General features: G+C 56.4%; 12 protein-coding genes and 1 riboswitch. Of the genes, 2 read left to right on the top strand and 10 right to left on the bottom strand.

What is annotated here, in order from left to right; translation table 11 throughout:
- Positions 1-35 precede the first annotated feature (35 nt).
- Complete coding sequence (locus E1297_RS40805) at positions 36-938, top strand: LysR family transcriptional regulator (protein WP_196223532.1); 903 nt, start codon at positions 36-38, stop codon at positions 936-938.
- An 81-nt stretch (positions 939-1,019) separates the two neighbouring features.
- Here the strand turns inward: E1297_RS40805 and E1297_RS40800 are convergent, their stop codons facing one another.
- From E1297_RS40800 to E1297_RS40770, 7 genes are all read right to left on the bottom strand, one after another.
- Entirely contained in the window at positions 1,020-2,030 is a 1,011-nt protein-coding gene (locus E1297_RS40800) for an iron ABC transporter permease (protein ID WP_155148497.1), read from the bottom strand.
- A gap of 1 nt (position 2,031) precedes the next feature.
- Positions 2,032-2,982: an ABC transporter substrate-binding protein gene (locus E1297_RS40795; protein ID WP_196223531.1), complete on the bottom strand. Its 951-nt coding sequence runs from the start codon at positions 2,980-2,982 to the stop codon at positions 2,032-2,034.
- Positions 2,983-2,994: 12 nt separating this feature from the next.
- Positions 2,995-3,771 (bottom strand): ABC transporter ATP-binding protein, encoded by a 777-nt coding sequence (locus tag E1297_RS40790; RefSeq protein WP_155148496.1) that lies wholly within the window; start codon positions 3,769-3,771, stop codon positions 2,995-2,997.
- Positions 3,768-4,124, bottom strand: coding sequence for a DUF1636 domain-containing protein (locus tag E1297_RS40785; RefSeq protein ID WP_155148493.1), 357 nt, complete (start codon positions 4,122-4,124; stop codon positions 3,768-3,770). Before E1297_RS40785 ends, E1297_RS40790 begins: the two co-directional genes overlap by 4 nt.
- 240 nt (positions 4,125-4,364) lie before the next feature.
- Positions 4,365-4,572: riboswitch (cobalamin riboswitch) on the bottom strand.
- Positions 4,573-4,631: 59 nt separating this feature from the next.
- The gene (locus tag E1297_RS40780) at positions 4,632-5,135 is read right to left on the bottom strand and encodes a hypothetical protein (RefSeq protein WP_196223530.1); all 504 of its coding nucleotides are present in this window, start codon (positions 5,133-5,135) and stop codon (positions 4,632-4,634) included.
- Positions 5,132-5,353 (bottom strand): hypothetical protein, encoded by a 222-nt coding sequence (locus E1297_RS40775; protein WP_155148491.1) that lies wholly within the window; start codon positions 5,351-5,353, stop codon positions 5,132-5,134. Before E1297_RS40775 ends, E1297_RS40780 begins: the two co-directional genes overlap by 4 nt.
- A 214-nt stretch (positions 5,354-5,567) precedes the next feature.
- Positions 5,568-7,622: an alkyl/aryl-sulfatase gene (locus E1297_RS40770; RefSeq protein ID WP_155148489.1), complete on the bottom strand. Its 2,055-nt coding sequence runs from the start codon at positions 7,620-7,622 to the stop codon at positions 5,568-5,570.
- A gap of 303 nt (positions 7,623-7,925) precedes the next feature.
- Here E1297_RS40770 and E1297_RS40765 point away from each other — a divergent pair, with 303 nt between their 5' ends.
- On the top strand, positions 7,926-9,611 hold the full coding sequence (locus E1297_RS40765) for a tetratricopeptide repeat protein (protein ID WP_155148487.1): 1,686 nt from the start codon (positions 7,926-7,928) through the stop codon (positions 9,609-9,611).
- A 2-nt stretch (positions 9,612-9,613) separates the two neighbouring features.
- Here the strand turns inward: E1297_RS40765 and E1297_RS40760 are convergent, their stop codons facing one another.
- Genes E1297_RS40760 through E1297_RS40750 form a run of 3 tightly spaced genes read right to left on the bottom strand, consistent with a single transcriptional unit; the run spans position 9,614 to position 13,387 of the window.
- Positions 9,614-10,279 (bottom strand): D-lyxose/D-mannose family sugar isomerase, encoded by a 666-nt coding sequence (locus E1297_RS40760; protein WP_155148485.1) that lies wholly within the window; start codon positions 10,277-10,279, stop codon positions 9,614-9,616.
- A 17-nt stretch (positions 10,280-10,296) separates the two neighbouring features.
- Positions 10,297-11,223, bottom strand: coding sequence for a carbohydrate kinase (locus E1297_RS40755; RefSeq protein ID WP_155148483.1), 927 nt, complete (start codon positions 11,221-11,223; stop codon positions 10,297-10,299).
- A gap of 40 nt (positions 11,224-11,263) precedes the next feature.
- On the bottom strand, positions 11,264-13,387 hold the full coding sequence (locus E1297_RS40750) for a family 1 glycosylhydrolase (RefSeq protein WP_155148481.1): 2,124 nt from the start codon (positions 13,385-13,387) through the stop codon (positions 11,264-11,266).
- Between the last annotated feature and the right edge of the window lie 48 nt (positions 13,388-13,435).

Below are 13,435 nucleotides of genomic sequence, written 5' to 3'. Positions count from 1 at the left end.
GTTAAACTCTATCGTAATTCCTGATGGTGTTTTCAATGTCTGATATCGATCAGCTTCGTGCGTTTGTTGCTGCTGCCGACTGTGGCTCATTCTCTGCCGCAGCACGTAATCTGGGCAAGGCTCAGTCCGTTATCAGCACGACGATCTCAAATCTCGAAATTGACCTGAATCTGCCGCTCTTTGATCGAGAAGGCTATCGGCCGGTTTTGACCGAGCAGGGCATCTCGGTGCTGCGACATGCCAGAACAGTGCTGGAAAGCGTTGACGCCCTGCGTGGTCAGGCAGAAGCGTTGAACGGTGCGATGGAGCCTAGTTTTTCACTTTATGTCGAGGATGGGTTGCTGGTCGAACGGGTCAGAAGCTTAATTGGGGAACTGTCCGAGACCTTTCCCGTGATCGAGTTGAGCATCGAACAGCGACCAAGGGACATGATCCTGAATGCGTTCGAGAGTGGCGAGGCCAATGGCGCATTTGTAACTCAGGCACCGGAAGGGGAACGACATTATCAAAGCCGCGGCATCGGGTTTCAAAGGATTGTTCCGGTTTGTCGTGCTGATCACCCTCTGGCAGCTAAGAAACGTGTCAGCCGAAGTGATTTGGCCTGTTACCGGCAGATCGTGGAAGGGCTGCCATCGTCAAGCAAACGACACTTCAGCCCGGATGTCTGGGTGTCCGTAAATCCGGATATTCGCAAGCAGTTGGTGAGCGATGGTCTCGGCTGGGCCGAGCTCCCGGTTACTACGGTCGAGCGTGATGTGCTGGATGGCGAACTAAAGGTGATTGACTATGCGTTTGCGCAGAATGCGATCCTGAAAACCGTTGATTTTCTGACCTCAAATCCTTCGGTGGATGGTCCTGTCATGAGATGGGCAATTGAACAGATCAGCAGTTGGGATCAGCGCGCCTGGATAGGTGATCATCAGGTTGGAAGAAGATAGCTGAGACCCCCCGACTCAGCAGGCGGTCTGCAAGAGAACACCCGCTGGTCACCAATCATCCCATGTGACCGGTTTAACCGGTCAGCCACGCCTTCCTGATCTGAACAGGTAAATGAACACAAAAAGCGACCCGATCGATGTTGTCACGATACCCACGGGCAGTTCCTGTGGTGCCAGCAGAAGCCTGGACAGGATGTCCGAGAGGGTCAGCAGCACCGCTCCTACAAGCGCTGCCGTTATCAACAGGTTCTTGTGAAGTGGCCCGGCAATACCGCGTGCAATGTGCGGGACCATAAGGCCGACGAACCCGATCACGCCCGCCACAGATACAAACGCTGCCGTCGCCAAGGCTGCTGCAAAGAACAGTCTGTATCGCAGTCCTTTGACAGGTATGCCCAGAGTCGAAGCGGTGAAGTCTCCGGTCAGCAGCGCATCCAGCCATCGGCTGCGATAGAGTGCATAGGCTAGGATCAGGCCAAGCCCTGCAAGAACAAGAGGGAAGGTTTCCCACCGCGCCAGTCCAAGCCCGCCCAGCATCCAGAATATCACGGAATGAGCAGCACGGTTGTCGCCGGCAAAGATCAGATAGTTGGTAATTGCCGAGAACAGGAATGAGACCGAAAGCCCGGCAAGGATCAGTTTTTCCGGTGCACTTGTGCGTAAGCTCTGCACCAAAGCCAGAACAACCCCGGATGCGATGAGACCACCGCAAAAGGCTGCAAGCGGCAGGGTCCAGATGCCCAGAACATCACCAGTGACGGTGATGACCAGAACTGCACCCGCGGCAGCGCCAGAGGAAAGGCCGAACAGAAACGGGTCGGCAAGATCGTTTCGAGTGGTGGTCTGAAGCACGACCCCGACCACACCAAGACCCGCGCCGATCACCGCGGCAAAAAGAGCGCGTGGTAAACGCAGGTCGAACACGATCCGATGCAGCGGGGACATGTCGCCTTCGCTGATGCCAGTGCCAAGCGAAATGGCGGTCAGGACGTCCGCAACAGGGATCGGCGTGGTGCCATAGATTGTCGACACCAGCAAAAGGGCGACCAGAACGGCCGCCCCCAGCAGTGTTGTCCGGCCTAACGGGCCCATATCAGTTGATCTCGGCGTGCATTTCGCGCGCCATTTTCTCGATCGCTTCGATGTTTGCCGGTCCTGGTGTCAACTCTTCGTAGCGCAGACCGATCCAGCGTTCATTCTTGACTGCGTCGGTCTGGGACATCACGGGGTGCTCCTGCAGGAATTTGAAGGTATCCGCAGCGCCGTTGCCGGTCTGGTAGTCCAGCAGAACCAGGAATTCAGGGTTCGTGGCGGCGACTGCCTCCCACGAGGTGCGGCCCCAGCTGGTGTCCAGATCATGGGTTACGTTTTCGCCACCAGCGGCAGTGATCATCGCGTCAGGGATTGCGAACTTGCCCGCGGTAAAAGGCGCATCAGCCGGACCATCCAGCAGGAAGACGCGGGGTTTCGCCAGATCTGCGGTTTTGGCTTCAATGGCGGACAACTGGCCTTTCCAGCCATCGACCAAAGCTTCGGCCTTGTCCTCTACATGCATAACTTTGCCCAGACGCAGAACGTCATCGAACAACAGGTCCATGCTGGCTTCGGGGCGGTCCTTGTTCAGATGCACGCAGCTTTCGGTCAGGACCATGGTCTTGATACCAAAGGGGGCCAGCGTGTCCGGAGTGACTTCGCCGCCGGGCTTCATGCCATAGTACCACCCGGCAAAGAACAGATCGGGTTCTACCGCTACTAGATTTTCGACGGTGGGGTATTTCGGCGCCAGTTCGGGGATGTCACCGCGCAGCGTATCGAATTCCGGGCTGGTCTTGTACCAACCGGTGATGCCGGTCAGACCAACGATCTTGTCCTGCAGGCCAAGCGCAAAGGCCATGTCAGTCATGTTCATGTCGTGCACGACCAACCGTTCGGGCGTTGAGTCAAAAACAAGCGGTTCGCCGCAATTGTCTACGGTGACCTCATGTGCGGCCGCACTGGTGGCGAGGCCGGTGATCAACGCCACGGGCCAGAGTTTCAGGTTCATGGAAAGCTCCTGTCAGTTTGTAAGCTTGGTTTTTCGGATGTCGAGCGCGGGGATCACCCGGTCTTCGTGTTGAAAACACAGGTATTCGACGCCAAAGGTTTCGCGCACGCGCTGTGGCGTCAGAATGTTGCTGACTGGTCCAAAACCCGTCAGGCGGGTAGATTTCATCAACGCAACATGGGTGGCGAATTCCGGTATCATGACCAGGTCATGGACGATCATGACCACGGTGATGCCCAGATCGGCGACCAGCGACAGCATGCGCCCCTTGGCGTCGGGATCCAGATGGTTGGTGGGTTCGTCCAGAAACAGCAGGGATGGGTTTTGGGCTAGAGCGCGCGCAATATGCGCGCGCTGACGCTCGCCTCCCGATAGGGTCGACATCTGCTTGCCTGCCAGATGATGCAGCTCGGTCAGGTCAAATATCCTGTCCAATGCCTGTTTATGTTCATCTACAGATCGGTCGCCTTTGATGGGAATCTGCCCCAAGGCAACGTAGTCTCTTAGTCGTAACCGTCCATCGGGCAGTTCCTGCTGGCTTACTACAGCGATGGTCCGGGCACGGTCCTGAGGGGATAGCGATCGCAGGCTTTGACCGCGTATCAGTACATCCCCAAGCGCGATGGTTTCGACACCACATAGCAAGTTCAGCAGGGTGGTTTTGCCCGCGCCGTTCGGGCCTGCGATGGCCAGTACTGATCCCTCGTCCAGATCAAAGGACACACCCTGCAGCAGAACATCACCGTTCAATGCATAGTACTCGAGATTTTCGGCAACCAGAAATGTCATGCCTGACCTCCAGACAAGATGCGCGGCATGCGCGACAAGGTTTTGGTGTAAAGGGCAGGGGGTCTGTCCGTAGCATTGGTCCAGCCGTCAGCACTGTCCTGATATTGCCAGGCAAACGCGGCCAGCGCTTCAATGTCCTGCGCTGAACTAATGCGACCGAACAGGTATTGCGCTTTGTCCGCAGCCTGAAAGCCAACAGTCGTAGGATGTGAACAGCCAGCCATGCAGGAAACCCCTCGGATTGCGAAGCAGGACGGAAGCTTGTCCGCAATCGCCGTTCGAAGCGCATCGGCAATGTCCGAGCCCTGACAAGTCTCGCAAATCAACAGGAAATGATCAGAGTTTTCTGGCATTGCGCGCTCCACTTACTGACAATCCGGATGATATGCAATGTAATAACGTAACAGTTAATTCATTGCAGCTCGGATTTGCGATGCTGTGCCACTGCCGGTTCTGAAAATACAAAGCGAAGGGTTCAGTTGCTTCCGGCATGGTCCGCTCCACTTGTTGCCAAGTGCGGACAGAAGGTGCCGTTTATGTACACACGCAGATTACGTGCCATCAAAGCCTCCTTCCAGGACGCCCCGCCCCGGGTTGGTTGAACATCTGATGGCAGGTCTCCTGACTTGCGGGTCGATGCTTGGCCAACCTTCCCGGCCTTTGGGCCAGTGGTCTTTTGGCTTCGCTCTCCGCCTACAGTTGCGGGGGCAGTCACGGCATTGGTACGCAGAACGCACCGCACCGTATTCCCATTTTCATCCCTCGGGCAAACCGTCGGGAACCATCTCGTTTCAGCTAGTCTGGTGTCGATAGCGTTGTCAAGCGCCAGCTGAAGGCTTGGTCAACGCAGGGATAGGTTTTTACTTCACGACCCGAAGCATTGGCCGACGGGATGTGTCGCCGCGTCGGTCGGTACCGGTCGGAAAGCGATTGGCAAGCGTCAGACCAGCCTGAATCAGATGGGCATCTGGATAGCCGCCTGTAACAAGGTTGACGGCATCGCGCGCTTCGGGCGTGTTGTCGCGCCGCATGTGGTGCAGCATCTTCATCAGCGCAAGCTCATCGCATGTCAGCGACCCACGCTGTTCAAGGCAAAGCGGGTCATTGAATGCCAGCCCCGCCGGGCGGCAATGCAATGTGACCTTGACGATCTTATAGACCAGATGCGCGATGTTCAGGCCCTGATCAACGCCCCAGCGTTCGATGGCCGTGGAATAGGCGTGTTGCCACGATTGCGTATCGGGATCGGCAAAACTGAGGATGAAGTGCCGCATGACGGGCAACAGTCCCAGCTCAAAATCATCGAATTCGGGTCTGCCCGCAGCTGGTCTGTCGCCATTTGATCCATAGACTGAAAAGCTCATGCGCGCTTCCTTTCAGAATTTGGGGAATGCGCCGATAGGCTGAGCACGTTTTCTGGCAGCTCATCTGCGGTCAGTTCTGTTTGTGGGCGGGGTGCGGTGGCATGTGCAGGGAACCGGAGGTCGGCTTCGATGGCCTCGAGGAGTTTCGGTTTCAATGCACATCCATGTCGGCTGGCAACAGCATCCATGGCCAGCAGGTCAGCAAGCGATTTTGTCATTATATGGTTGTCTCTTGGTCAGCGTCGGGCAGGGCGGTGACCGGGCGTGAATCCAGAGAATCTGACTAGGTCGGTGCTTAACTGACAAAAATAGTCGGAAAAAGCAATAAGGAAAAGACGGACCGGTTGCGACGGCCCGTCTTCCGGCGGGAAAACCCGCCTTCCAAGGCGAAAGCCAACCCTGCGAACCTGGGTCAGCTAACTGATGGGGTTATCAGCCGCCGTTGGAATTCGCGAGCGCAGGCTGGGCAAAGTCGTTTGCCTCAGGGGTAAGATCCTTCGCGCCGGTGCCCGGCATCAGCTCGAAGCCAAGATCGAACTGATCGAGTGTCGAGGCCAGTTGTGCCACGATCTCGGTATCGCCTTCAGATTTGGCGGTTCCATCTGCCAGCATGTCGGTCAGCTTACGTTCGCCGGTCATGACCTTTTCCAGATCAGCGCGGTTCAGGCTGATCGACAGGTCGGCGTTTTCCGCAGTCTGATCAACGATATGGGTCAGGGTGGCGTTGCTCATTTCTACCACGATGTGTTCATCACGATCCGGAATCGACAGGTTGATGGTGAATTCCATGTCTGCCGCTTTTTCGCTGTTGACGCGGATGCCGAGAAAATCCAGCCACATGGTGGTTTGCATCGCTTTGATCGTATCCGGACCGGTGGTTTCGATGGTGGCGCCCTGCGGGATACCGTTGCGCAGTTCATAGGCCGCGCCCAGGAATGAGTTGCGGACCGACGGGCTTTCCTTCTGGTACCCGATCTGCTCGAATGCGTCGGCCAGCAGGTCCTTGGCAGCCTGGTTCTGCGGTTCGGCATAAACCAGTTTGTTGAGGATCTCGGTCGCCTCCAAATACTTGCCGGCATCGACCAGTTCTTGCCCTTTCGCCATGATCGGTTCGGCACCGCCCATCATCTCGACAAACAATGGTGCGCTGTCTTCAGGCGAAAGCGGTGTCAGCGTGGTCGGGTTAGCATCCCAATACCCCAGATATCGGTTGATAACCGCACGGCTGTTATGCTCGACCGAACCGTGATAGCTGCGCGCCGCCCATTGCTGCTGCAGACTTTCCGGCACCTCATAGACATTGTGCACCTCATTGATGGTGACGCCTTTGTTGGCGAGGTTCAGAACGCCGTTGTTGAGGTTGGCATAGGTATCGCGCTGCGCCCGCATCACTTCCTGAATGCGGTCATTGCCGAACCGTGGCCAGGAGTGAGAAGCAAACATCACCTCTGCCTCCTGGCCGAACTCGTACAACGCATCGTTGATGTGCTTAGACCAGCTCAGCGCATCGCGGACCAGTGCACCGCGCAGGGTGTAGATATTGTGGATTGTGCCGGTGATGTTTTCCGCCGCCCAGAAGGCCTTGAGGTCGGGGAAATAAGTGTTCATCTCGGCAGGGGCTTCGGTGCCGGGGGTATTCTGGAAGATCATGCGGACACCATCAATGGTGATCTCTTCATAATCGTCCGAGACATAGCGGGTTGGCTCGATCAGGCCGGTGGTCCCGGCCGAGATGTTCTTACCGATCGACTGATCCACGTGACCATAGGGGTTACGCGGCAGCAGCACGCCATATTGGAAGAACAGGCGGCGGTTCATCACGTTGCCTGCATAGACGTTTTCGGACACCGCATGTTCCATGAAGCCAGCTGGCGCGATGACCTCTACACCATTTGCAACGTCTTCGTCATTGATGACACCACGGACGCCGCCATAGTGGTCAGCATGCGAGTGTGAATAGACTACGGCCTTAACGGGAAGTTCGCCGACCGTGTCGTTCAGCAGTTTCAGCGCTGCTGCAGCTGTCTCTTTCGAAGCCAGCGGATCAAAGATGATCCAGCCAGTGTCGCCCCGGATGAACGAAATGTTGGACAGGTCGAAACCGCGGACCTGATAGATTTTGTCATCCAGAATCTCGAACAGACCATAGTTCATGTTCAGGATTGCCTGACGCTGCAGCGACGGGTGGATCGAGTCGAATTCCTGACCTTCCTCAAGCAGGAAGTCGTAGCTGCCGATATCCCAGGCAACGATGCCGTCTTCGGTTTTGATCTGACGGTAGTCGGGGACGGCGATCAGGCCCTTGCTGCTTTCTTCAAAGTCGCGCTGATCTTCGAACGGCAGAGAGTCACGCATCAACTCTTGAAATTCAACGGTGAAGCGTGAGGGTGCTTTGCCCTTGGGGTCAAAATGCTCCTGCGCGATCGCGACGCTGGCAGTGAGGCCCAGCAGCGCGGTTGTCAGTACCAAAAAGTTTCGGCGTGCCATATTTAGGACGGCTCCTGTGGATGGTGGTGTCAGAATTCGTACGGGGCAGAAAAAGAAGGGGCGTCGCTGTGCTTATGTGCGGCGTACGTAAATGCATCGGTAGCGATGATGGCCGACATTCAGGCGCTCTCCTTGACCCCTTGAAGCTCGCCAAATTGGCAAACAGTCCGCCCGTCCTAGCCATCCGCATCGTTCCGTGAAGTGCGAACATGTTGCTACCTGCGAGGTAAACAGAGTAAGAGCCATTGATCGCACACGGTAACTCACCGGTTTTAAAAGCTTTTAGTATTGGGGCTCTGACGAGTGACAATTTCGGAACAGGACATCCGCGAACAGCTTTCGCGCTTACTGAAGCACCCGGATTTTGCCGCGACGCCGCAACGCCGGGCATTCCTGACCTATGTTGTCGATGAGTATTTGGCGGGGCGCGCGGATCAGATCAAAGGCGTTTCGATCGCCATGTCGGTCTTTGATCGCGACGCAAGTTTCGATCAGCAAGTCGATCCGGTTGTCCGGCTCGAGGCGCGCCGGTTGCGTCAGGATATTGACGGCTATTATGCGGGCCCGGGACGGAATGACCCGATCCGGCTGTCGATCCCAAAAGGTGGATATGCCCCCCGATTTGAGCGCGTGGAAATCGTCGAACCGCATTCGCAGGATGACCCGAACACGAGCGTCGAACCCAAACAGCGTTTTCGCTGGCCATATCTCGTCGCAGGTTTCGGGCTTCTGCTCGGTTTGATATGGTTTGCGGTGGTTCAGATCACAATGGCCATCGGGCGCGATCCGGAATTGCCCAACGGACCTGTCATCGCTGTTCTGCCCTTCACATCACCAGATGATGCTCAGGAAACGCTTGCAGATGGAATTACGCAGCAGCTGACCACCGAACTGGTGCGGTTTCGCGATCTCTGGATATTGCCGCTGGGTACTGTCAGCCGGTATCGCCAGCAGGAGATGGACCCGCAACAATTGCGGGACGAGTTCGGGGCGGATTTCGCACTGGAAGGGTCAGTGTTGGAAACCGGAGATCAAGTCACCCTGTCAGCACGTCTGATCGATTTGAATGAGGGGCGCTATTCCTGGGTGCGCTCCTACACGGTCGGGCCGTCCCCGGGCGAGATCTATGCGGCTCAGGATCAGATTGTTCGGGATGTGACCGGTCAGCTGGCCGGAAAGTATGGGTTGTTGACGCAGGACGCGATGCAAACCGCTGCACGTACGCCGCCGGGAAATCGCGATGCCTATGATTGCGTGCTGGATTACTACAGCTATCAGATCACCATCAATCTTGAGCGGCATGGCGACGTACTGGCCTGCATTCAGAATGCGGTGAAACAAGACCCCGGTTATGCCGAAGCCTGGGCTGTGTTGTCGAACCTTTATCTGCAGCAGATCCGGTTCAACCTCGGGGGGGATCGAGCTGAAATTCTTGCGTCAGCGGATATGGCTGCGCGTAAAGCGATTCAGGCGGATCCCAATCTGGCAGCGGGTCATCTGATGTTGGCGAACATGCGATTTGTCACGGGCGATATCGAAGGATTCAAACAGGCCGGTCAGGCAGCGGTTGCGCTCAATCCCAACGACGCGGCTGTTCTGGCCCACTACGGGATGCGTCTGGCGTTTGGAGATGATTGGGTCGAGGGGCTGGCCATCGTTGATCGGGCCATTGCGCTGAACCCCGTACACCCACACTGGTATCATTTTCCACGCGTGTTCTATCTGTTCGATCAAGGTGAGTACGAAGAAGCCCTGAACGTACTCGACCGGATCGATATGCCTGGATTTTTCTGGACACATCTCTGGCGCGCGGCCCTGAGTGTCGAGGCCGGGGACCAGCAGCAAGCTAAGGCTGCGTTGGACAGATTACTGGAACTGCAGCCGGACATCGCGGCCAAAGCACCTGACATCTTTTCGATTTGGCAGCTGGATGAACCATTCAAACGCAAGCTGATGGATAGCCTGAACAGCGCCGGATTGGGAAGCTGACCCTAGTAATCCGCCACCAGCAGAAAATCGGGTTCGGCATCTTCTTCGATGTTGGCGAAACGAGGGATCGGAGCTTCGAACACGTTGTCGGTGCGGTCATCGTTGACGGTTGAAACTTCGCCGATCAGACAATCACCCTGTTCCGCCCAAAAGGCGTGCCAGATACCGGGCATCAATGTCACGCTTTGACCGGGTTTCAGGCGCAGATGCTCTCCGGGCTGGATGGTCACCGGGCAGGCATCACTTGGCACAACTACGGGATTGTCGCGATCAATCCCACCTTTCGCGTCAGATGCGTAGATCTCCATCACGAGATCGCCGCCACCACGGTTGATGATATCTTCGGCTTTGACGATGTGACGGTGCATGGGCGACAGCTGGTTTTCGCGCGAAATCAGCAGTTTTTCGGCATAAAGCATACCGCGGCCTTCGCTGAGGTCTTTCTCATTGCCGTTGCGCAGGGTGAACAGAAACAGACCCAGTTCGTCGAACTTTCCCTGCCCGTAATCCGTGATGTCCCAGCCAAGGCTGCGTTCGCGAATTCCGGCGGCCTGTTCGCTGCGCATCTGATCCGGCGACCAGTCTGCAAATGGCGGCAGGACTGCGCCAAAGGAGTGGATGAAAGCCTGTGCTTCGGCCTTGATGCGATTGATCTCGGATCGTTTCATTTCTGGTCTCGTCTTTATCAGAGCTCGTGCGCCCATGGCGGGTTTGCCCCGGCGCGAGATACGGTGATTGCGGCCACTTCGGCCCCAAGGGTGAGCGCGGCATTCAGGTCTGCCGGCTTCATAGCCCGCAAACCTGCTTTGGTCAGATGGCCCGAGCGTTCCAACTCGGCCAGAACGCCAGCGTTGAATGTGTCGCCGGCACCAACCGTGTCCACTACCTGAACCGCCTTTACAGAAACCGATGTTTCCGATCCATCGGCCAGATAGCCTGATGCGCCTTCGCTGCCACGGGTGACGATAACGACCGCTGGTCCGGCCTGCAGCAATAATGGAACTTTCTCGTTAAGGCTTTCAGGGCCGGGGATGATCCAGTCCAGATCCTCATCCGATACCTTCACGATGTCAGCTTGTGCGATCATGGCGTTCAGCCGGGTGCGATAGCGGGTTTGATCCTTGATGAAACCCGGTCGGATATTCGGGTCCAGCATGACAGCACGCTCTGACCCATGACGCTGCAGCAAAGACGCATAAGCATCAGCGCAGGGTTCACAGGCCAGACTAATCCCCCCAAAATAGAGCGCGGAGACCGCTGGCAATTGATCGGGCATATCATCAGGTCGCAGCATCCGCCCGGCGGTGTTTTCATCAACAAAATTATAGCGTGCCTGACCATCCCGTAGCTGCACAAACGCCAATGTCGTTGGCCGATCTGAGCGAATTACATGGCTCGTATCCACGTGGCTTGTCTGCAAAGCTTCGGCTAGTTGAGTGCCGAACATGTCCGTGGAAAGACCGGTCAGCATTCCGGCCGGAACACCCAAGCGCCCCAAAGCGATGGCAGTGTTGAATATGGCACCGCCCGAATGAGGCACAAAGCCTTGTTCGCCTGAAACCGTAGGTGCGGCGATCATGTCGATCAGGGCTTCACCGCAGCATAAGATCATGCCGGGCTCCTTTGATTCTATTGGGTTTCAGGTGACGAGTTTAGTGTGCGAGCGCATTTTTACAGAAATTGTTAGCGCCAACAATGCCAAATTCGTCTTGCTCTGAAACGTAAAGGTTCATCGAACGCCTCAGATCATCGAACCGTCCGCCTGCGTTGAAGGCTGCCAGAAAGTCATCCTGAAACAGCCAACGGTTTTTCTCAGCAACGCCGCCCACAAGAAACACACCCCCGGCGGGCACAAGTGCGACCGCAAGATCCCCCATGATCGCGCCAAGGTGGGTGGTAAACATATGTGCCGCCCGGACCGCATATTCATCCGATCCCTCTCGGGCATCGTGCAGAATATCCTTGGCATTTCGCAAGCTCTCTTTGGCCTCACCACCAGCCATTGCGACAGCCTGATACAGGATTGGCAGTCCGGTTCCGCTCAGGAACATTTCAGCCTCGAGCGTCAGGCTATCGTCAAAGAAACACTCCGGGGCGATCTGCCGGGCGGCTTCAAAGATCTCGACTTCATCACGATGCCGGGGGGAAAGCCCCATATGACCACCTTCGCCGGAAACGGTGTGATAGTGCCCTTCGGAATAGAGCAGTGCCCCGACCCCAAGCCCGGTGCCCGGGCCGACGACCAGTCGCGTGCCCTTGGGTGGGGTGGCTTCACCCTGCAAAACCTCGACATCCGCGGCGGTAATTTCAGCTACCGACCATGCAGCGGCGGTGAAGTCGTTGATTACGTAAGTATGTTGAGCGCCCGTTGCCTTGGCCAGTTCATCCTCTGACAAATCCAGATGGGCGTTGGTCAAGCGGATGGTTCCGTTCTTCACCGGTCCGGCCCCGGCAGCGACGACAGCGCGTGGATCGGTGCCAATCTCATCACGCAAATCATGTAGCGCTGCAAGCAAATCGGGCAGCTTTCCGGTCGGGTATTTCCGCAGGTCGGTCAGCTGGCCGTTGGAGACGACACCGAGCCTTGTATTGGTTCCGCCGATGTCGGCGACCAGGTTCCAGTGTTCATGCATGGCGCCCGCCGGCTGAGACAACGGCAGGGAAACGGGCTGTACTTTTGTGAGTACGGCTTTCAGGGTTTCAGGATCTGCCATCGACCCAAGAAAGCAACCTTTGATCGGGTGGTTTTGCTTCACAGCTCCCAGCATAGCGCTCAGATGTTGAGACAGGCTATGGGAGCGCTGACCTGTGGAACTCGTTGCGTTGGTGTCAGTAAGATAGATCGGCAGATCACCTGTGTAATCCTTGCGGATTCGGGTCAGGACCTGTGACAGTGCACCGGAAGTGTCTTTGCCGTTATGTGTGGCCGTATCCGATGAAGTAGTCTGATTCTGAGCGCCAAAGGTCAGCCCATACCAATCAATCGGAGTACCAATCGTTTCCAGGTCGTTTTGCCAACCTGAAGGCAAATGTGGCTCCAACTCCTCCAACACAGTTTCGGGATAGGCCCTGAGGAACACACCACCCAGAATGAAACGTTTGTAGAATTCGTTGCTGAAAAGAGCAGTTGGCGCTGTTTCTGAAGGGTCAACCGACGCATTGATCCAATCCAGATCGAACATGGCACCCAGATTGGACATGCCCAAACCGCGCATCGCCTGAACCGCGCGCCCATGCGCCAGCAACACGTGGTGCATGGTACGTGCAGTGGCGCGTATGTCAGAATGTCCGGACGGTTCGCGGCTTTCGATCTGGCTGTGCAAACTGATGTGCTCAGGCTCGCCGATTGGGGCGACGCTGTACATACGATCCCCGATCCGACCCATGATCACTTCGGTAAAATCAGCAAACCAGTTGGCAACATCTGGATTGCGCCAACCGCCAAGATCAGTGATGGCGAGTGGGAGGTCGTGATGAAAGAGCGTGGCACATGGACGTACTTCGCGCTCCAACAGCGCATCTGCCAGACGGTCGTAGAAATCTAGCCCTGCCTGATTGATCCCGCCCTTACCCTTGGGCAGCACCCGAGCCCAATCGATTGGGAACCGATAGCCATCAAACCCTGTAGACTGAACCAGGTCAAATTCCTGGTATTGTTGGCCCAAGCGATCGCCAGTTCCGTCAGAGATGCTCGGGACATGATGTTCAACCGAATTGGCAGAGGCGACCGCACCAAAGAGGAAATCTTTGGGAAAGTCGGTACGGGTGAGATTCATGTTCGGAACCTGTTGGGGCTGTAATGATTGCGCTACCATCTAACAGTT

It is taken from the genome of Roseibium sp. RKSG952 (assembly GCF_009711355.1).
The sequence above is the reverse complement of the archived record's forward strand: the minus strand, read 5'-3'. Positions and strand labels throughout refer to the sequence as shown.